Below are 19412 nucleotides of genomic sequence, written 5' to 3'. Positions count from 1 at the left end.
CGGTCCGGTCGGCTCTGTCAGTCGTCGGCGAGGCGGCCGTCGCGGAGGGTGAGGGTACGGTCGGCCAGTTCGATCAGCGCCGGGTCGTGGGTGGCCACCAGGGCGGTCATCCCCCGGGCGTGCACCACGGCCCGCAGCAGGTCCATGATGGACCGGCCGGTCTCCGAGTCGAGCTGGCCGGTGGGCTCGTCGGCGATCAGCAGGTCCGGTTCGTTGGCCAGCGCCCGGGCCACCGCCACCCGCTGCTGCTGACCGCCGGAGAGCTCGTACGGCCGCTGCTGCGCCTGCCCGCCCAGGCCCACCAGTTCCAGCAGCACGGCCACCCGCTCCTCGCGTTCCGCCGCCGGCACCCAGGCCAGTCGCAGCGGCACGCCCACGTTCTCCGCCGCCGACAGGATCGGCACCAGGCCGAAGGTCTGGAACACGAAGCCGATGGTGCCCCGGCGCAGCTCCAGCAGCTCCCGCTCCGGGGCGCCGCTGACGTCGCGCCCGGCCACCCGCACCTGACCGGAGTCCGGCCGGTCCAGCCCGCCGACCAGGTTGAGCAGGGTGGTCTTGCCGGCCCCGGACCGGCCACGCACCACCACCAGCTCGCCCCGCCGGGCGGTCAGCGAGACGTCCCGCACCGCGTGCACCGCGTGCTCGCCCCGGCCGAAGGTACGGTTCACCCGCTCGACCTGGACCACGTCGTCGGTCACCGCGGCGTGGGTGTCCCGCACCGCCACCTGCTCGCTCATTCCTCGTTCCCCTGTTCGCGCCGGTCGCCCGGCCGGACCTCGACGTGATCCGGTTCCAGGTTCAGCCGGACCCGGTCCCGCAACGACAGCGCCTCGACGAAGGGCGCGGGCAGTTGCATCCGCCCGGTCCGGTCGAGCACCGCGTACTCCTCGCTGACCAGCTCGGTGCTGCCGTCCGCGCCGACGCGCGCGGTCCGGCGTACTTCCGAGGCGGTGCGTCCGTCGCGGATCGCGACGGTCCGCCGGACCTGGCTGGCCACGGTGTGGTCGTGGGTGACCACCACGATGGTGACGCCGAGTTCGGCGTTGATGGTGCGCAGCGCGGCGAAGACCTCGGCGCCGGTGGCCTCGTCCAGCTCGCCGGTCGGCTCGTCGGCGAAGAGCACCTCCGGGTCGTTGGCGACCGCCACGGCCACCGCGCAGCGCTGCTGCTCGCCGCCGCTGAGCTGGGCTGGCCGGCGGTCGGCGCAGTGGCCCACGCCCACCAGGTCGAGCAGCTCGCGGGCGCGCTTGCGGCGGGCCCGCCCGCCGCCGCCGCGCCGGGCCAGCTTCATCGGCAGCTCCACGTTCTCCAGCGCGGTCAGGTACGGCAGCAGGTTGCGGCCGGTCTGCTGCCAGACGAAGCCGACCACCTCCCGCCGGTAGGCGAGCCGCTTGCGGGCCGACAGCGACAGCAGGTCGTACTCGGCCACCCGGGCGATGCCGGCGGTGGGGGTGTCCAGGCCGGAGAGGATGTTCAGCAGGGTCGACTTGCCGGACCCGGAGGCGCCGACGATCGCCACCAGCTCACCCCGGTCGATGACCAGGTCGAGCCCCTGGAGGGCGAAGACCTCCACCCCCTCGGTCTTGAAGATGCGGACCAGGCCGTCGCAGACGATGTGCCCGCGCAGCCGGTCCTGGCCGCCGGCCCGTTCCGCGGCCCGCTGGGCGGCCCGCTGTTGCAGGGCGGCCAGGTCGGGAACGCCGGCCGCCTCGGCGGTGACTGTCATTCTCCGCTCTCCTCTCCGAGCCGCAGCGCCTCCCCGAGGCGCTGCCGGCGGTTGTTGACGGCCTCGACCGCGACGGCGAAGGCCAGGGCGACCACGGCGAGCAGCACCGCGCCGGCCACCAGCCCGGGTTCGAACGCCGCCCGCACCGGCACGCCGCCGGTGAACGCGGACAGCCCCAGCAGCGGCGTGAGCAGCAGCGGCAGCAGCGCGCCGGTGATCGCGCCGGTCAGCACCGCGACCGTCACCAGCGGCGCCAGCTCCACCAGGAGCAGCCCCCGGCCCTGCCGGCGGGACAGGCCGAGGGTGCGCAGCCGGGACAGCACCTGGCCGCGGGTACGCGCGCCGGCCAGCACGGTGAAGGCGATGGCGAGCAGGCCGAGCACGGTCCCGCCGACGGTGCCCGCGACGAAACCGAAGGCCAACAGGCCGTTGGCTCCGCCGGCGCCCAACTCGGCCCGCTGCGCGGCCCAGGTCCGCACCTGCACGTCCAGCGGCGTGCGGTTGCTGGTGACCGCGCCGCTGGTCTGGTAGCGCCGCTGGCCCTCGTTGCCGATCCGGGCCAGCTCCGGCCCGTCCAGGTCGTCCCCGGCCACCAGGAAGCCGGTCGGCACCACGGCGTCCCGCTGCGCGGCGGGCAGCGCCGACCAGGGCAGGACCAGGTAGCGGCCGGTGTCGACCAGCGGGAAGTCCGCCACGGTGGCGGCCACCCGGAACGGCTGCCGCCGTCCCTGCACGGGGACGAACGCGCTGGTGTCCAGCCCGGCGTCGGCGAGCTCCGCCGCGAGCTGCGGGGAGACCACCGCCGGCAGCGGTCCGGCACCCGCCGGGGCCCGCAGCGCGTCCGGCACCGGCACCTGCACGCCGGCGGCGTCCGCCACCGCGGCGAAGCCCGCGCCGTCGAGCACCAGCACCGTGACGTCGCCGAGCCGGGCGTCGGTGCCCTCGACGTCGATGGCGAGCCGTTGCCCGGCGCCGAGCGCCAGCGGGGTCACCGCGCGCACGCCGGCCGCCCGCTCCAGCGCCGCCGCCGTGTCCGGGGCGAGCCGGGTACCGAGGATCGCCGCGTCGGCGGGCACCGTCCGGGTGACCGCCCGGTCCCGGCCGGCCTCGATGCCGGCGGCGACCACTCCGCAGAACGCCGCGGTGGCGATCGCCACCACCACCACGACCAGCGGCGTCGCCACCCCGGACCGGCCGGCGCTGGCCGTGCCCAGGAACGCCACCGTGCCCCGGGCGCGGGCGGCGATCCGGCTGACCAGCCGCAGCGGCCACGGGTAGAGGCGCAGCGCGATCACCGCCGCGGCCACGGCCAGCAGCACCGGCACCGTCACCAGCAGCGGATCGACCGTTCCCAGCGTCAGTCCGCGTCGGCGCAGCAGCACGACGGCCAGCACCGCCAGGGCGAGCAGGGACACCTCCAGGGTCAGCCGGCGGGTGGACGGGCGCAGCCGCACCAGGTCCCGCCGGCCGTCCCCGCCCGCCGCGACCAGGGCGGCGACCGGCAGCGCGAGGGTGATCGCCACACCGACGGCCAGGGCCAGCCTCACCGAGTCGCCCGGCGCGCCGGGCACCAGCGCGCCCAGCCACCAGCCGGCCACCGCGGCCGGTGGCACCACCAGCAACGCCTCGGCGAGGCTGCGGGCCGGGCCGGTGGCCCGCCCGCCGCCGCGGGCGCGGATCAGCGCGAACTCGCCCTGCCGGCGCCGGGCGGCCAGCCCCGCGGCGAGCGCGACCAGGCCGCCGAGGGTGGCCAGCACCCCGGCGGAGATGATCGCGAGCAGCGTACGGGCGGCGTCGACGGTGCCGCCGAAGCGGGTCAGCAGGTCCTCCAGGCCCTGCCTGAAGTCGGTGCGCGGCGGCGGGTTGCGCTGCACCTGCCGCACGGCGGCCACCATGTCGTGCAGCTCCCGCACGTCGATCCGGTCGGCCCCGACCCGGTACCGCCAGCTGAACTGGCCGTCCCAGCCCGCGGCGACCAGCCGGTCCACCGGGCCGGTGGCGGTGAGCCCGACCAGACCGAACGGCCCCGACTCGCCCTGCGGCTCGGACACCTTCAGCACCTGCGGCAGGCCGTCCCACGCTCCGTCGGCCGGGTCACGGGGCCGGAACAGTCCGACCACCACCACGGGCGACGGATTCGGGTCCGGTTCCGGGCCGATCCGGTTGAGCAGCAGTCGGCTGCCCACCCGCAGGTTCAGTTTGCCGGCAGTGTCCGTCGCCAGCGCCACCTCGATCGGGCGGTCCTTCGGCTGGCTGGCGGCCGGCCACCGCCCGTCGATGAGATCGATGGCCTCCTCGGCGCCGGGCATGAACCGCAGGGTGAGTTCGACCTTGAGGTTGCGCGCGGCCAGATCCGGCCCCTTCAGCTCGCCGGGTGCCGTGTCCGCCTGGTACCAGCGCTGCGCGATGGCCTGGCGGAGCTCCGCCGGCATCTTCTCGGGCAGCTCGTCCAGCCGCGTTGCGCGCAGCTGCGTCATCGACTCGCCGTCCGCGGCGGAGATCGCGAGGCCCAGATACGTCAGGTCCCGCTGGGCGGCGGGCTGCCCGGCCAGGTAGTGGTCCAGCCCGTCCTGGGCCAGCCGGTTGCCCGTCCGGGGCATTCCGCTGACCAGGAACGCGGTGACCAGGGCGAGCACCGCCAGGAGCAGGAAGTGCCCGCCGAAGGCACGGACCCGGCGCAGCACCGCGAACAGTCCCATCACGCCACCCCGCCCGGCTCGCCGTCGCGTCCGGCCCGACCGCCCGTGCCCATTCGTCCCCTCACTGGTCTCCCCCGATCCGCAGTTGTGCCGCGGCCACCCGCTGCCGGATGCCGAGCGCGATGGCCGCGCTGAACGCCAGCGCGGTCAGCAGCAGCCCGAGCGCGGTGGCGCCGATCGGCGCCCAGGGCAGCGCGAAGGCCGCCTCGGGCACCGGCCGCCCGGCGGCCGGCGTCAGGATCAGCAGCGGCGCCATGGTCGCGCCCACGCCGGTGCCGAGCAGCAGCCCGACGCCCACCCCGATGCCGGCCAGGAACGCCTGCTCGGCCAGGAGCGCCCGGGCCAGCAGCCGGGGCGCCGCGCCCAGGGTGTTCAACACCGCGTACTCGCCGAGCCGGCGGCGGGCGGTGGCCCACACGTCGACCCCCAGTCCGACCAGGGCCAGCAGGATCGAGCCGAGCGCCGCGGCCAGCAGGCCGGTGCGCGCCCCCAGCCAGTACGGGTCGCGGGCCGCCGCCTCGGCCACCGCCTGCCGGTCCGCCACCGTCACGCCGGGCAGCTCCGCCGCCGCCGTGGCCGCAGCGGCCTGGCCGTCGGGAGCCGTCGCGAGCCACCATTCCGGGATCTGGCGTACGTCGCCGCGGGCCCGGATCAGCCAGTCCACGGCGGCCGGCAGGTCCAGCAGGATGCCCGCGCCGGCCGCGGTCGGCACCGCCTCGATCTCGCCGGCCACCTGCACCTGCACGGTCGCGCCGGACAGGGCGACGTCCAGGGTGTCCCCGACGCGCAGGCTCAGTCCGTCGCGCACCTGCGGGGTGATCAGCGCCGGCACCGGCGGGTTCTCCCCGCCGGGTACGACGACGAACCGGGTGGGCCGCTGGTACGCGAACTGTCCGCCGGGCAGGAAGCCCACCTGCTGCTGGGCGGCCAGCCCTCCGACGCCCGGCTCGATCCGCCCTGCCCCGGTGCCGGGGGCGGAGATCCTGGCCCACTGCCCGCCGAGGTCCACCGGCCGCGCCGCGCCGTCGGCGCCGACGACCTTCATGTCGCCGAGCCGCAGGTGGTACGTGCTGCCGAGCGAATCCCCGGCGTCGGCCTCGAACCCGGCGAGCCGCAGCACGCCGGAGCCGACGTCGGGCAGGTCGATGGTGAACGGCACGGGGCGGCCGGAGGAGTGCCCGTCCGGCAGCGCCACCCGGTACGCGAGCCCGGCCGGGCTGGTCACCAGGGCCGCCACCCGCACCGGGTGCGGGCGGACCGCGAAGTCGACCGGGGTGCGGAGGGTGCCGGTGAGCCGCCGGGCGCCCGGCGGCAGGTCGACCCCGGCGGGCGCTCCGCGGGCCCGGGTCAGCCGCTGCCAGAGCGCCGGGACCGGTTCGTCGGCGAGCCGCTCGTCCAGCCGGACCAGGCCGGCGGCGTGGGCCGCGTCGAGGGCGACCACCGTGGTGGACAGGTCGTTCGGGCCGAGCCGCACCTCGTCCCGCCAGGCCGGCAGCGCCTCCCGGATGCCCTCCAGGGACCGCAGCTCACCGACGCGCCCGATCGGCGCGGCACCGTTGCGCTCGGTCACCCGCAGGTCGGCGCCGACGGTGTGGTCGGCCTGGTCGACGTGGGACCGTTCGCCGGTGGTGACCAGCGACCAGGCGAGGGTGCTGCTGCCCACGGCGAGGGCGAGCAGCAGCACCGGCCCGGCGTGCGGGCGGCGCCCCGCCTGCCACATCCCGAACATGGTGGCGGTCCAGGGCCGCCGGTCGACGAACCGCTCGGCGAACCGGGTGGCCGGGGGCAGCATCCGCAACGCCACCACCGCGCCGGCCAGCACCCCGATGGTGGGCGCGGCGACGAGCAGCGGGTCCACGCCGAGCCCGCCGCCGGTGCCGGCCAGCGGGCCGGCGTAGCCGCGCAGCTGCGTCCAGGCCAGCACGGCGAGCCCGACCAGGGCGAGGTCGATCCCGGCCCGCTGCACCAGGGCGGAGCGGTCCGGCCGGGACCGGGCGGACATCTCCGCCACGTAGGTCCGGGCGGTCCGCAGGGTCGGCACCACCATGGCCACCAGGCATCCGAGGGCGGTGGCCAGGGTGACCGCCCAGATCAGGGCGGCGCTGCCGGCGGGCAGGAGCATCCCGCCACCGGCGGGGCGTACCCAGCGCAGCACCTCGCCGGCGAAGAATGGGGCGAGCAGCACCGCGGGCAGCACGACCAGGGTGGCCTCCCGGGCGGCCAGGCCGGCGAGCTGGCCGCGGGCCGCGCCCCGGGCGCGCAGCAGGGCGTTCTGGTCCCGGCGGTCCTCGTGCAGGAGCGCGGCGACCAGGAGCAGCGCGTAGCCGCCGAGCACCAGGATCAGCAGCAGCGGGGTGAGCAGCGCGGACCGGCCCACCAGGTCGGCCCGGCCGAGGCGGTCGAGCAACTGGTCCATGCTGGTGACGAGCTGCGCCGAGGAACCCAGCCCGGTGGCGGTGGGCAGCTCAGCGCCGGCCGCCGCCACCGCCCGGCGTATCCCGTCGAGCCGGGCCGGATCGGCGCGGCCCAGGTCGGGGGTGACCACCCAGGACGCCGACGTGGGCCCCGGGAAGGTACGCGCGAAGTCGGCCGGGGTGAGCGCGAACGGCCCGTACGAGGTGTCGTTGCCAACGGCGGCGGTCACACCCGGGGCCAGCCTCCAGTAGGGCGAGGCCGGGTCGCGGGGCCGCCAGGTGCCGGCGACCACCACCTCGCTGGCCTTCTCGGTGCTGCGGTCGCGCAGCGGAACCCGCTCGCCGACGGTCAGCCCCAGGGTCGCGGCGACCCGCTCCGGCACGGTCACCTGCGTCGGCGTCGCCCCGTCCACCGGCCAGGTCCCGGCGGTGAGCTCGGCGTGCCCGGGCAGGTCGTCCAGCAGGGCGAGGTTGGCGAAGACCGGATCGTCGTCCTGCCGCGCCACGGTGCCCAGGTCGCCGGTCAGCTCCCGGCCCGTGCCGCCCCGGGAGCCGGCCACGGCGGCCGGCACGCCGCCCACACCCCGGGCGAACCAGTCGCGTACGGCCCGGTCGCGCGCGGTGAACTCGGCCTGGTCCCGGCCGCCGGCGCCGCCGAGCAGCAGGCTGCGCTCCTCCGCCGGCGACGCGGCCAGCACGCTGAGCTGACCCGCCTCGACCGCGCGGCGGTTGTAGTCGGACAACCCGGTGACCAGTGCCACCGACACCAGGGCCGCAACCGTCGCGGCGACCAGCAGACCGCGTGCCGCGCGGGCCCGCCTCCACACCAACTTCATCCGACGCCTCCCCGGGCCCGGGTGGGCCGACGCCGAGAGAAAGGTGTCAGGGGCCGGGAAAGGTTCGCGCCCGTTACGTGATCGTTACCCGGTGCGGGGCAAACGACGAGGGCCCCGGGGGTTCCGGGGCCCTTGCTCAGTCCGTAGCCAGTTCGTACCGGCGGGACCGGGTGGGACTCAGCGTCTACCTGGCCGGTTGCCTCTTCGACGCGGCCGGGGACCTGCTCGGGCTGAATGCCAACCCCGGGCCGTCCCCGGCGGAGTTGTTCGACCGGTTCGTGGCGTGGACGGCTCGGCGCGACGACGGGGCCTTCCTCTACCGGAAGCGTTGAGCGGGGGCCCCGCCTTGCACCTCAGCGGGGGCGGTCGCGGTCTCGGGAGGGTTGGACGCGCTTCGGCTCGCCGGGCATCTTCGGGTGGTCCGGTGGGTACGGCAGGTCGCCCTGGCCGGCGGCGGCGTCCCGGTCGGCCCACTCCAGCAGGGGGCTGATGTCCCACCCCGCGTCGTCGATGCCGGCGTGCGGGTCGCCTCGCTCGGCCAGCCGGGCCGGCACCGTACGCAGGTCGAAGTCGTCCGGGTCGACGTCGGCCAGCTCGTCCCAGCCGACCGGGGTGGAGACGGTGGCCCGGCCATTCGCCCGCAGCGAGTACGCGCAGGCGATGGTGCGGTCCCGGGCCATCTGGTTGTAGTCCACGAAGACCCGCTCGCCGCGCTCCTCCTTCCACCAGGCGGTGGTGACCAGGTCGGGCCGGCGGCGTTCCAGCTCCCGGGCCAGCGCGATGGTCGCCCGGCGCACCTCGACGAACGTCCAGCGAGGCTGGATCCGCAGATAGACGTGCACGCCCCGGCCGCCGGAGGTCTTCGGCCAGCCGGGCACGCCCAGCTCGTCGAGGAGGGCGCGCAGCTCCCCGGCGGCGGTGGCCGCGTCGGCGAAGTCGGTGCCGGGCTGCGGGTCGAGATCCACCCGCAGCTCGTCCGGGTGGTCGACGTGGCCGGCGCGGACCGGCCAGGGGTGGAACACGACGGTGCCCATCTGCGCCGCCCAGGCGACGTGCGCCAGGTCGGCCGGGCAGAGCTCGTCGGCGTTGCGGCCACTGGGGAAGCTGATCGTCGCCGTGCGCACCCAGGGCGGCACGCCACGGGTCGGCACCCGCTTCTGGAAGAACATCTCCCCCTCGATGCCGTCGGGGAAGCGTTGCAGCGTGGTCGGGCGGTCCCGCAGCGCCCGCATGATCCCGTCGCCGACCGCCAGGTAGTAGTGGAAGACGTCCGCCTTGGTGAAGCCGCGCTGCGGGAAGATCACCCGGTCCGGGCTGCTCAACCGTACGGTCTGCCCGGCCACCTCGATCTGCTCGGCTGCGGCTTTCGTGCCACCCATTGCGCGACCATATGCGATGGCACCGACGTCCGACGTACCGTTGACCGGTGAGTCTTTCCGAGAGCGAACTGCCCACCACCGAGGACGAGTGGCGGGTGCGACTGAGTCCCGAGGAGTTCCGGGTGCTGCGGCAGGCGGGCACCGAGCGCCCGTGGACCGGCGAGTACGTCGACACCAAGACGCCGGGCGTCTACCACTGCCGGGCGTGCGGGGCGGAGCTGTTCCGCAGCGACGCCAAGTTCGACTCGCACTGCGGCTGGCCGAGCTTCGACGACGCCATCCCCGGCGCGGTCAAGGAGATCCCCGACGACACCCTCGGCACGCGGCGTACGGAGATCCGCTGCGCCCGCTGCGACAGCCACCTGGGGCACGTCTTCTCCGGCGAGGGCTTCACCCCCAAGGACACCCGGCACTGCGTCAACTCGATCTCGATCCGGCTGGAGCCGCGCGAGGCCTGACCGGTGGGCGGCCGGCGGCGGGTGAGCGGTCAGAGCCGCAGGCGGCTGCCCTGGTCGTCCACCTCGTCGGCGGACTCGTCGTCGAGCCAGACGCCGCCGGTGGCCAGGTAGCGGAAGCGGTAGTCGCCCGGCCCGAGCCGGACGGTGACGGTGCGGGTGCCGTCCCGCCGGGCGACCAACTCGTGCCGGCCGGGCTCCCAGCCGTTGAAGCAGCCCACCACGCTGACCGTGCCGGGCGGGGTGTCCCGGGGCAGGCAGAAGGTGACCCGGGTCTGACTGCCGAAGAGCTTGTTCCGCTTGATCACGTGGTCCTCCGGGGTACGAGGGCGGTCACCAGGGCTAACGCGCGACACGCCGGGGGCGACTCGCCGTCGAGTCCGACCAGATTCGCCGGTTCCGGTTGCCGCGACGTGTCCGCTCCTCGACCCTGGGGTGACGGGTCCGTTTTCGGGGGGTTTCAGATGGCAACCTGTGAAGTCTGCGGTAACGACTACTGGATGACGTTCGAGGTCCGCACGGTCAGCGGTGACGTGCACACCTTCGACTCGTTCGAGTGCGCCGCGCACAAGCTCGCGCCGATCTGCGAGCACTGCCAAGTCAAGATCGTCGGTCACGGCGTGGAGGTGAACGGCCGGTTCTTCTGCTGCGGCCACTGCGCCCGCAGCACCGTGAGCGGCGACGGCGCCCAGATCCGCGACGCCGTCGGCGCCCGTCCCTCCTGACGCCACCGGCGCCCGTCCCTGGGCGGGCGCCGGGGTGGGTCGTAGCATCGGCGGGGTGCTGTCGACGAGTTCCGAGGTCCGGGTCGCGGCGTTCGACGAGTTGGACGTCCGCACCTTCCACGACCTGCTGAAGCTGCGCATCGACGTATTCGTCGTCGAGCAGTCCTGCCCGTACCCGGAACTCGACGGGCGGGACGTCGACCCCGGCACCCGCCATCTCTGGCTGCCCGGGGAGCGCGGGCCGCTGGCGTACCTGAGGATCCTCGCCGATCCCGGCGGCGTGGCCCGGATCGGCCGGGTGGTGGTCGCGCCCGCCGCCCGGCGCGGCGGGCACGCCGGCCGGCTGATGGCCGGGGCGCTGCGGGTGGTCGGTGACCGGCCCTGCGTCCTGGAGGCACAGTCCTACCTGGTCGGCTTCTACGCCCGGCACGGTTTCGCCGTCAGCGGCCCGGAGTACGTCGAGGACGGCATCCCGCACACCCCGATGCATCGACGCATCGGCAGATGATCTCGGTGTAACGTCTCCCCGCCGGGGACCGCTTGAATCCCCGATGACGTCATGCGGAGGGACTACGCAGTGAGATTGACGGGGATCAGCTGGAACGGCCGGACGGCGGCGATAGCCGCCGGTGTGGTGGCCACCGCCGTCGCGGTGACCGCCACCGTGATCGCCACCGGCCCGGACGCCAACGACGAAGCGGGCCAGTGGGAGCTGGCCAGCGGCCCGGTGACCACCGCCCTGCACACCGTCGACCTGCCGGCGGACAAGCCGACCGAGGCGGTCATCGCGCAGCGGCGCACCGACCGGTTCAGCATGCTCGGGTTGACCTGGAAGAACCCGAGGGTCGAGCTGAACGGCACCGTCTCCGTCCGGACCCGCGCGGTCAAGACCGGTTCCTGGTCGGGTTGGAAGCAGCTCACCGTCGACGAGCCCAGCGGGGTGGATCCGGGCAGCCCCGAGGACGTGCCCGGCAGGCTGCGGGGCGGCACTAATTCGCTCTGGGTCGGCCCCTCGGACGGGGTCGAGGTGCGGGTCGAGGCCGCGTCCGGCAAGGTCAGCCACAAGCTGCCCGAGGGCCTGCGGCTGGACCTGATCGACCCCGGCGAGCAGGCCCGGGTGCGCAAGCACGCGGCCGGCACCGGCGAGCGCCGGGCGCCGCGGTTGCAGCCGGTGGCGCAGGTGCGGGCGCTGGAGCCGACCGCCGACCCGGACCCCACCGAGACGCCCACCACCGATCCGACGCCCGCCGAGCCGGACCCCACCGACCCGGCCCCCACCGCGACCGCCGAGCCGGCCCCGACCGCCACCGCGCCGGCACCCGAGCCGACCGCCACCGCGCCCGCCCCGGCCCCCACCACCACGACCACGGCGCCGGCGCCCACCACCAGCACCAAGCCGCTGCCCCGGGCGACCGCCACGGCCGCCTCGGCCGGCACCACCGCGGCCAGCACCGTCCCGACCCCGACGCTGCTCACCCGGGCGCAGTGGGGGGCCGACGAGACGCTGGTCAAGGACCCGCCGGAGTACGGCACCGAGGTCCGGGGGTTCTGGGTGCACCACACGGCGACCGGCAACGACTACAACTGCGCTGACTCGGCCGCCATCGTGCGCAGCATCTTCGCCACCGACGTGAAGAGCGACGGCTACAACGACATCGGGTACAACTTCCTGATCGACAAGTGCGGCACCGTCTACGAGGGACGCAAGGGCGGCATCGACAAGCCGGTCGTCGGCGCGCAGACCCTCGGCTTCAACACGAACTACTCATCCATCGCGGTGATCGGCACCTTCACCACCGCCGGCGTCTCAGAGACCGTGCAGAACGCGATCGCGCACGTCGCCGCGTACAAGCTCGGCCCGTACGGCTACGACCCGGCCGGGACCTTCACCACCACCACCGTCGTGGCGAACAAGAAGTTCCCGCAGGTGGGCACGTCGGTCACCCTGCACCGCATCCCCGGCCACCGCGACGGCGACGCCACCGTGTGCCCGGGCGACAGCCTCTACAACCAGCTGCCCACCATCCGCAACAAGGCAGCCCGGATCATGGGCCTCAAGGTGACCGGCCTGAACGCCTCGCTGACCGGCGGCACCTACTTCACCCGGCACCCGACGGTCACGGTGAACTGGGGGGTGACCACGCCGTCGCCGCTGATCGAGCGGTTCGAGGTGCTGCTCGACGGCCAGGTCGCCGGGACCACTCCGGGCACCGCCCGCAGCGGCAGCGCCCGCGTCACCCCCGGGCCGCACACCCTTCAGGTACGCGGCGTGCACGTCCTCGGGCACCTCACCACCACGCCCGCCCTGCAACTGTACGGCGACGCCGTCGCGCCGACCTTCACCCAGAACCCGGAGGTGGCGCTGCGCACCGGCACGCTGAGCACCACCGCCACCATGCCGGTGACCGTCACCGCGAAGGCGACGGACAACACCTCCGTACGGTTCGTGCAGATCCTCAACTCCCCGGCCGAGATGCAGTACACGCCGAACGGGAGCTGGGCCCGGACGGCGGCGCACAACACCGCCACCACCTGGCAGGTGAAGGCCGCCGACTGGGCGGGGAACCCGCAGACCGCCGCCAGCACCCGTACGGCCGGGCTGACCTCCGAGCGGTCGGCCACCCGCAAGGGCACCTGGAAGGACGTCAGCAGCGTTTCCCACCTGGGCAAGCTGGCGACCACCTCGTCGACCAAGGGCTCGTCGCTGAAGTGGACCTTCACCGGCCGTTCGGTCGCCCTCGTCGCCGCCCGCTCGCCGCAGTCCGGGCAGGCGGACATCTACCTCGACGGGGTGAAGGCCGGCACCGTCGACCTGTACGCCGCGAACACCCCGTACCGGCAGGCGGTGTGGACGAAGAGCTGGACCGCCAGCGGCAGCCACACCATCGAGGTGGTGGTGGTCGGCACCGCCGGCCGCCCGGCCGTCACCGTGGACGGGTTCGCCGTCGTCAAGTGATCCGCTGAACACCCGAGTCGGGCCCCGGAGGAACTCCTCCGGGGCCCGGTTCGTTCGTGCTGCCCGGCGGTCAGACCAGGCAGCTGACGATGTCGGCGATCGAGCGGCGGCGCCCGGTGTAGAAGGGGACTTCCTCGCGCACGTGCCGGCGGGCGCCGGAGGCGCGCAGGTCCCGCATCAGGTCGACGATGCGGTGCAGCTCGTCGGCCTCGAAGGCGAGCATCCACTCGTAGTCGCCGAGGGCGAACGAGGCGACGGTGTTGGCGCGGACGTCCGGGTAGCCGCGGGCCAGCCGGCCGTGCTCGGCCAGCAGCTCCCGCCGCTCCGCGTCGGGCAGCAGGTACCACTCGTATGAGCGGACGAACGGGTAGACGCAGAGGTAGCGGCGCGGCTCCTCGCCGGCCAGGAACGCCGGGATGTGGCTCTTGTTGAACTCGGCCGGCCGGTGCAGCGCCATCTGCGACCAGACCGGGGTGAGCGCCCGGCCCAGCGTGGTGCGCCGGAACCGCAGGTACGCGTCCTGGAGCGCGTCGCTGGAGGAGGAGTGCCACCAGATCAGCACGTCCGCGTCGGCGCGCAGCCCGGACACGTCGTACGTGCCGCGGACGGTGACGTCCTTGCCGGCCAGCTCCTCGAAGAGCGACTCGACCTCGCCGACGACGTTGTCCCGCAGGGACGGCAGCGGTCCACTCGCCCGGTACACCGACCACATGGTGTAGCGGACGCTGGCGTTCAGCTCCCGCAGCCGGGCCGCGTTGGTCTGCTCGGTCATCTCCCCGATCCTCCCAGTGCTTCGATGATCTCGTCGGCCGCCGTCGCGCCGGAGCGGACGCAGACCGGGATGCCGACGCCGTCGTAGCCGGCGCCGGCCAGGACCAGCGTGGGGTGCGCCGCGCGCAGCGCCGCCCGGGCCGCCGCCACCCGGTCCAGGTGACCGGGGGCGTACTGGGGCAGCGCCCCGCCCCAGCGCTGCACGTGGCCGGCGAGCGGGGCGGGCAGCGGCACGCCGAGCACCCCGGACAGCTCCTTGTGCACGGCCGCCAGCAGGTCGTCGTCGGCGAGCTGGAGCGCGGTCTCCTCGCCGTACCGGCCGACGGAGGCGCGGACCAGGGCCAACCCGTCCGGCTGGGTCAGGTGCCCCCACTTGGTGGTGAAGAACGTCGACGCCTTGATCAGCAGCCCTGCGGTGGCCGGCACCAGGAAGCCGGAGAGCCGGGGCAGTCGCGGCGCGGGCAGGGCCAGGGTGACCAGCGCGACGCTGGCGTAGTCGAGCCCGCCGATCCCGGCGGCCACCGCGGGGGCCGCGTCGGCGAGCAGCCGGGCGGCCGGCCGGGCCGGCACGGCCAGCAGCACCGCGTCCGCCTCGACCAACTCCGGGTCACGGGTGGGGCCGACGGTCAGCCGCCAGCCGCCGCCGGTCGGGGTCAGCTCCCGCACGGTCGCCCCGGTGCGGATGGTCGCGCCCCCGGCCCGGGCCGCCGCCTCGACCAGGGTGCTCAGGCCGCCGGCCAGGGTGCCGAAGACCGGCGCGCCGGGCGTACGGGGGGCGGCGGCCTGCGCGGCGCGGACCGCGCCGACCAGGGTGTGCTCCACCCGGGCCGCCCGGGCCAGGGCCGGCATGGTGGTGGCCAGCGACAGGTCGTCGGCCCGGCCGGCGTACACGCCGCCGAGCATCGGGTCGACCAGCCGGTCCACCACCTGGTCCCCCAGGCGGGCCCGAACCAGCGCGCCGACCGCCACATCCTGGTCCGCGCCGAGCAGCGGCCGGCCGGCGTCGCGGTCGGCGTCCGCCGCCGGCGCCGCCACCGCGGCCACCTTCTCCAGATCCCCGGGTACGCCGACCAGGGTGCCGCCGGGGACCGGGCGCAGCTCGCCGTCGACCGCGAGGGCGGCCTGCCCGACGGTGGGGTGCACGATCTGTTCCGCCAGGCCGAGCCGGCGGGCCAGGGCCACCGCGGCGGACTCGCCGCCGGCCGGGTCGCGCATCAGGAACGACTCCGCGCCGAACTCGACCCGCCGGCCGGCCAGCTCGCCGGTGCGCAGCTTGCCCCCGAGCGCGCTGGAGCCCTCGTACACGGTGATCTCGGTGCCGGCGGGGGCGGCGTCGCGCAACCGGACCGCGGCGGCCAGCCCGGTGATCCCGCCGCCGATGATCGCGATGCGCCACGGCCGGGCCATGGTCAGCCCCGCTCCGCCGGGCGGGCGGAGACCTCGTGGACCAGCGCGACCACCCGGGTCAGCACCTCCGGGTCGGTCTCCGGCAGCACGCCGTGGCCGAGGTTGAACACGTGCCCGGGGGCGGCCCGGCCCTCGGCGAGGATCCGCCGCACCTCCGCCTCGACCACCGGCCAGGGGGCGAACAGCAGGGTCGGGTCGAGGTTGCCCTGCACGGCCTTGTCCGGGCCGATCCGGCGGGTCGCGACGTCCAGCGGGGTACGCCAGTCCACGCCCACCACGTCCGCCCCGGCCTCGCCCATCGCGGCCAGCAGCTCGCCGGTGCCCACCCCGAAGTGGATCCGCGGCACGCCCGCGTCGACCAGGCCCGCCAGCACCCTTGCCGAGTGCGGCATGACGAAGCGGCGGTAGTCGGCCTCGGAGAGCGCGCCGGCCCACGAGTCGAACAGCTGCACCGCGGACACCCCGGCGGCGACCTGCACCCGGAGGAACTCCAGCGTCACGTCGGCGAGCCGGCCGCAGAGCGCGTGCCACAGCTCCGGGTCGCCGTGCATCATCGCCTTGGTCTTCGCGTGGGTCCGCGACGGGCCGCCCTCGACCAGGTAGCTGGCCAGGGTGAACGGGGCGCCGGCGAAGCCGATCAGCGGGGTGTCGCCGAGCTCGGCGACGAGCAGCCGGACCGCCTCGTCCACGTACGGGACGTCGTCGCGGCCGATCGGCTGGATCCGCTCCACGTCGGCGGCGGTACGCACCGGCTCGGCGACCACCGGCCCGGTGCCGGGCACGATGTCCAGGTCCACGCCGGCGGCGGCGACCGGGACGACGATGTCGCTGAACAGGATCGCGGCGTCCACCCCGTGCCGGCGGACCGGCTGGAGGGTGATCTCGGTGACCAGCTCGGGGCGGCGGCAGGAGTCCAGCATCGCCACGTTCGCGCGGATCTCGCGGTATTCCGGCAGCGACCGGCCGGCCTGGCGCATGAACCAGACCGGAGTGTGCGGGACCGGCTGACGCCGGCAGGCCCGGACGAAGGCCGAGTCGTGGGCGGCGGCGCCCGTGGTGTAGGTGCTCATCGCGGTCATCGTGCCACGCCCCCTGAGGTGCAAGGAGGGGCCCCCTGTTAACGCATTCGGTAGAGCAGGGGCCCCGGTCAACACCCGGGTCCGCGTCCGGCGGGGCGGACCGCCGGGGCCGGCCGTCGGCGTGCCGTCGCGCCCGCCGGGGCGATCCGGGCATAGGCTGCCGGCATGGCCCCCCCGATCGCGCTCCCGGAGACGTTCGCCCACGCGGTCACCGGGCTGCGGTCGGCCACCCCCCGGCCCGAGATCACCCTCGAGGAGGTCGGCGCGCCGCAGCGGCTCGCGCCATACGCTTTCGCGCTCTCCGCCGGGGTGCACCGGGACGGCGACGAGGTCGCCACCGGGCGGCTGATCCTGCTGCACGACCCGGCCGGGCACGAGGCCTGGCAGGGCACCCTGCGGCTGGTCACGTACGTGACCGCCGACCTGGAGGCCGACCTGGCCGCGGATCCGCTGCTGCCCGGGGTCGGCTGGACCTGGCTGACCGACGCGCTGGAGGCGCAGGAGGCGAGCTACCGGGCGATCGGCGGCACCGTGACGCAGACCATGTCGACCCGGTTCGGCGACCTGGCCGGGCCGCCCGCGGCCGGCGACATCGAGATCCGCGCCTCCTGGACGCCGCTCGGCGGCGACCTGACCCCGCACCTGCTCGCCTGGTGCGCGTTGCTGGCCTCCACCGCCGGGCTGCCGCCGCCCGGGGTGACGGCGCTGCCGGACCGCCGCCCGGCGGGCGCGGCCTGACAGGCTGAGCCCGCGACCGCACCGGCACGCCGGTCGCCGGCCAGCGGAACGCGTACGGGCCGCACCGGTGACCGGCGCGGCCCGTACCGTGGGTGCTCAGAGGTAGTTGTCCGCCTCGTCACAGACCTTGTTCAGGCCCTTGCTCGCCGCGTCGAAGGCGGCCCGGTCGCCCCGCGACGCCGCCCCGAGAGCCGTGGTCAGCTTGTCCAGACAGGTGGCGATGATCTTCTTCTGCCGGGCCTGCTCGTCCCGGTCGTTCTTGGTGCCGGTCAGGTCCTGCTGCGTGTCGGCCAGCTTGTCCCGCAGCGACTGGAGGTCGGCCTTCTGCTTGTCGATCTCCCGCTGGTTGGCACCGATGGTGCCCTCCTGCTGGCTCACCTGCTGCTCAGCCCGATCCAGCTTCCCGTTCGTGGTGACGTAGAGGCCGGTCATCACGCCGCCGAGGACGAAGAGCAGCCCGGCGACGACGGCGAGGATCAGGGCGGTGCGGCTCTTGCCGGGGCCCGGGGCCGGCGGCCCGTACGGCGAGCCGGGCGGCGCCGACATCGGCTCGGGGCCGAAGCCGGGCGGGGCCGACATCGGCTCGGGGCCGAAGCCGGGCGGGACCGACATCGGCTCGGGGCCGTAGCCGGGGCCGAAGCCGGGCGGCGCCGACATCGGCTGCGGATAGCCGGGCGTGGGGGCGGCAGTCGGGGCGTACCGACCGGGAACCGGCGGCGCGGGCTGCGGCACGCCGCGCTGGGCCAGCGTGGGTTCCGGCTGGGCCGGCCGGTACTGCGGGAACGGCGGCTGGCCGCCCCCGTACTGCGGGAGCGGCGGCTGGGCCGGCTCGTACTGCGGGGACACCGGCTGCGCGCTCCCGTACTGCGCGGACGGCGGCTGGGCCGGCTCGTACTGCGCGGACGGCGGCTGGGCCGGCTCGTACTGCGCGGACGGCGGCTCGGGGCCCCCGGGTTGCGGGGACGGCGGCTGGGCGCCCCCGTACGGGCTGCCGTACACGGTGCCGCCCGGCGGCTGGGCCGGATAGCGGCCCGCGCCGTTCGGTGGCTGGGACATGTCTTCCTCCAGGTTTCTGGTCCCCGTGGGTGGACCCGAGGCGTTCGGGTCTGCGGATCGGCGTGGTCGGGGCACGCCGCTGCGCGTTGCGGTTCGAGAGCGACCGGCGGTAGGAGCCGGTCAGCAGAGTGCGAAGGTGTCGCAGGCGGTCCTGATGGGGACCGCGAGGCCGATTCCCTCGGCGTTGCGGGCCTTGGCGGTCGCGACGCCGACGACCTCCTTGTTGCCGCTGATCACCGGCCCGCCCGAGTTGCCGGGGTTGATCGAGGCGTCGAACTGGATGACCGGGCCGGCGTCGCCCTCGTCCTTGCGGAAGGCGCTCACCACACCCGTGGTGACCGTGTCCTGCAGGCCCAGCGGGGCGCCGACGACGATGATCTGCTGCCCGGAGCGGACCGGCTTGGCGGCCGCGACCAGCGGCTTGAACCGGGCGGTGGTCCGCAACTGGGCGAGGTCCTTGTCCCGGTCGACACGGACGATGGTGGCCTCGAACCGCTGGTCGGTGCGCTCCAGGAAGACCTTCCGGCCGCCGCCGCCGTGGACCGACTCGACCACGTGGAAGTTCGTCAGCAGGGTGGTGCCTCCCCCGGCCGGGGGCTTGCCGACCGCGAACGCCGTGCCGGTGAAGTTGCCGGCGCGGACCCGGAACACGCTGGGCAGCACCGCACTGGCCACCGCCTCCGGGTTGAAGGCGGCCCCGGCCTGCTTCTCCAGGGCTTCCGCCCGCTGCTCCAGGCCGTCCAACCGGGTCCCGGTCGCGCCCTGCGCATCGGCCAGCCGCCGATCGGTGGCGGTGAGCCGGTCGTCCAGCCGGTGGATCTGGTACGCCTGCGCACCGGCGACCGCCGCCAGCAGGCCCGCCAAGGCCAGCGCCACCACCGGCCACCGGCGCCGCCGGGCGGTCGGGTCGGCGGACCGGACCGGATACGCCGGCTGCCCCGACAGGTCGGCGCCGGCCGGCTGCCCCGGGTGCGCGGTGGCCACCGGGCCGGACCCGGAGACCGGCCGCCCCGGGTACGCGAACCCGGCGGTCGGCTGCTGCGGGTACGCGGCCCCGGGGACGGGCTGCCCAGCGGACCGGGGGGTCGACTGCTCCGGGTACGCGAACCCCGCGGTCGGCTGCCCGGGCATCCGGCTGCCGGACCGGCCGGGGCCGGTGGCTGCTCCGGTA

General features: G+C 75.3%; 17 protein-coding genes. 6 read left to right on the top strand and 11 right to left on the bottom strand.

Annotation, left to right across the window (positions count from 1 at the left end):
- Positions 1-17: 17 nt before the first annotated feature.
- The 4 genes from AB0H57_RS01665 to AB0H57_RS01650 form a co-directional block, all read right to left on the bottom strand.
- The gene (locus AB0H57_RS01665; protein WP_357501529.1) at positions 18-737 is read right to left on the bottom strand and encodes an ABC transporter ATP-binding protein; all 720 of its coding nucleotides are present in this window, start codon (positions 735-737) and stop codon (positions 18-20) included.
- On the bottom strand, positions 734-1726 hold the full coding sequence (locus AB0H57_RS01660; protein WP_357501528.1) for an ABC transporter ATP-binding protein: 993 nt from the start codon (positions 1724-1726) through the stop codon (positions 734-736). Before AB0H57_RS01660 ends, AB0H57_RS01665 begins: the two co-directional genes overlap by 4 nt.
- The gene (locus tag AB0H57_RS01655; protein ID WP_357501527.1) at positions 1723-4425 is read right to left on the bottom strand and encodes an FtsX-like permease family protein; all 2703 of its coding nucleotides are present in this window, start codon (positions 4423-4425) and stop codon (positions 1723-1725) included. The genes AB0H57_RS01660 and AB0H57_RS01655 overlap by 4 nt, the downstream gene beginning before the upstream one ends.
- 61 nt (positions 4426-4486) lie before the next feature.
- Complete coding sequence (locus AB0H57_RS01650) at positions 4487-7675, bottom strand: FtsX-like permease family protein (protein WP_357501526.1); 3189 nt, start codon at positions 7673-7675, stop codon at positions 4487-4489.
- A 170-nt stretch (positions 7676-7845) separates the two neighbouring features.
- On the opposite strand from AB0H57_RS01650, the gene AB0H57_RS01645 reads away from it, so the two are divergent.
- Positions 7846-8007 (top strand): hypothetical protein, encoded by a 162-nt coding sequence (locus AB0H57_RS01645; protein ID WP_357501525.1) that lies wholly within the window; start codon positions 7846-7848, stop codon positions 8005-8007.
- Positions 8008-8028: 21 nt separating this feature from the next.
- Here the strand turns inward: AB0H57_RS01645 and ligD are convergent, their stop codons facing one another.
- Entirely contained in the window at positions 8029-9054 is a 1026-nt protein-coding gene (ligD, locus tag AB0H57_RS01640; protein ID WP_357501524.1) for a non-homologous end-joining DNA ligase, read from the bottom strand.
- 47 nt (positions 9055-9101) lie between these two features.
- On the opposite strand from ligD, the gene msrB reads away from it, so the two are divergent.
- Positions 9102-9512 carry a peptide-methionine (R)-S-oxide reductase MsrB gene (msrB, locus tag AB0H57_RS01635; RefSeq protein WP_357501523.1) on the top strand — a complete coding sequence of 137 codons (411 nt, stop codon included), beginning with the start codon at positions 9102-9104 and terminating at the stop codon, positions 9510-9512.
- A 29-nt stretch (positions 9513-9541) separates the two neighbouring features.
- On the opposite strand, the gene AB0H57_RS01630 is transcribed toward msrB, so the two are convergent.
- The gene (locus AB0H57_RS01630; RefSeq protein ID WP_357501522.1) at positions 9542-9817 is read right to left on the bottom strand and encodes an isoamylase early set domain-containing protein; all 276 of its coding nucleotides are present in this window, start codon (positions 9815-9817) and stop codon (positions 9542-9544) included.
- A gap of 156 nt (positions 9818-9973) precedes the next feature.
- Here AB0H57_RS01630 and AB0H57_RS01625 point away from each other — a divergent pair, with 156 nt between their 5' ends.
- The 3 genes from AB0H57_RS01625 (at position 9974) to AB0H57_RS01615 (ending at position 13190) form a co-directional block, all read left to right on the top strand.
- On the top strand, positions 9974-10234 hold the full coding sequence (locus tag AB0H57_RS01625; protein WP_357501521.1) for a Prokaryotic metallothionein: 261 nt from the start codon (positions 9974-9976) through the stop codon (positions 10232-10234).
- A gap of 58 nt (positions 10235-10292) precedes the next feature.
- Complete coding sequence (locus AB0H57_RS01620; RefSeq protein ID WP_357501714.1) at positions 10293-10742, top strand: GNAT family N-acetyltransferase; 450 nt, start codon at positions 10293-10295, stop codon at positions 10740-10742.
- Positions 10743-10817: 75 nt separating this feature from the next.
- Positions 10818-13190 (top strand): N-acetylmuramoyl-L-alanine amidase, encoded by a 2373-nt coding sequence (locus AB0H57_RS01615; protein ID WP_357501520.1) that lies wholly within the window; start codon positions 10818-10820, stop codon positions 13188-13190.
- 70 nt (positions 13191-13260) lie between these two features.
- Here AB0H57_RS01615 and hemQ read toward each other — a convergent pair whose 3' ends face one another.
- Genes hemQ through hemE form a run of 3 tightly spaced genes read right to left on the bottom strand, consistent with a single transcriptional unit; the run spans position 13261 to position 16447 of the window.
- Positions 13261-13962: a hydrogen peroxide-dependent heme synthase gene (hemQ, locus tag AB0H57_RS01610; protein WP_357501519.1), complete on the bottom strand. Its 702-nt coding sequence runs from the start codon at positions 13960-13962 to the stop codon at positions 13261-13263.
- Entirely contained in the window at positions 13959-15368 is a 1410-nt protein-coding gene (gene hemG, locus AB0H57_RS01605; RefSeq protein WP_357501518.1) for a protoporphyrinogen oxidase, read from the bottom strand. Before hemG ends, hemQ begins: the two co-directional genes overlap by 4 nt.
- Before the next feature lie 2 nt (positions 15369-15370).
- On the bottom strand, positions 15371-16447 hold the full coding sequence (gene hemE / locus AB0H57_RS01600; RefSeq protein ID WP_357501517.1) for a uroporphyrinogen decarboxylase: 1077 nt from the start codon (positions 16445-16447) through the stop codon (positions 15371-15373).
- 165 nt (positions 16448-16612) lie between these two features.
- Here hemE and AB0H57_RS01595 point away from each other — a divergent pair, with 165 nt between their 5' ends.
- Positions 16613-17185 carry a DUF3000 domain-containing protein gene (locus AB0H57_RS01595; RefSeq protein ID WP_357501516.1) on the top strand — a complete coding sequence of 191 codons (573 nt, stop codon included), beginning with the start codon at positions 16613-16615 and terminating at the stop codon, positions 17183-17185.
- A gap of 96 nt (positions 17186-17281) precedes the next feature.
- Here the strand turns inward: AB0H57_RS01595 and AB0H57_RS01590 are convergent, their stop codons facing one another.
- Both AB0H57_RS01590 and AB0H57_RS01585 read right to left on the bottom strand, forming a co-directional pair.
- Entirely contained in the window at positions 17282-18241 is a 960-nt protein-coding gene (locus AB0H57_RS01590; protein WP_357501515.1) for a hypothetical protein, read from the bottom strand.
- 120 nt (positions 18242-18361) lie between these two features.
- Positions 18362-19412: trypsin-like peptidase domain-containing protein (locus AB0H57_RS01585; protein ID WP_357501514.1), on the bottom strand; the 1051-nt coding region annotated here is incomplete at its 5' end.

Origin of the sequence: Micromonospora sp. NPDC050686 (genome assembly GCF_040654475.1) — a bacterium.
GTDB lineage: Bacteria > Actinomycetota > Actinomycetes > Mycobacteriales > Micromonosporaceae > Micromonospora.
This window is presented reverse-complemented; position numbering and strand designations above follow the sequence as displayed.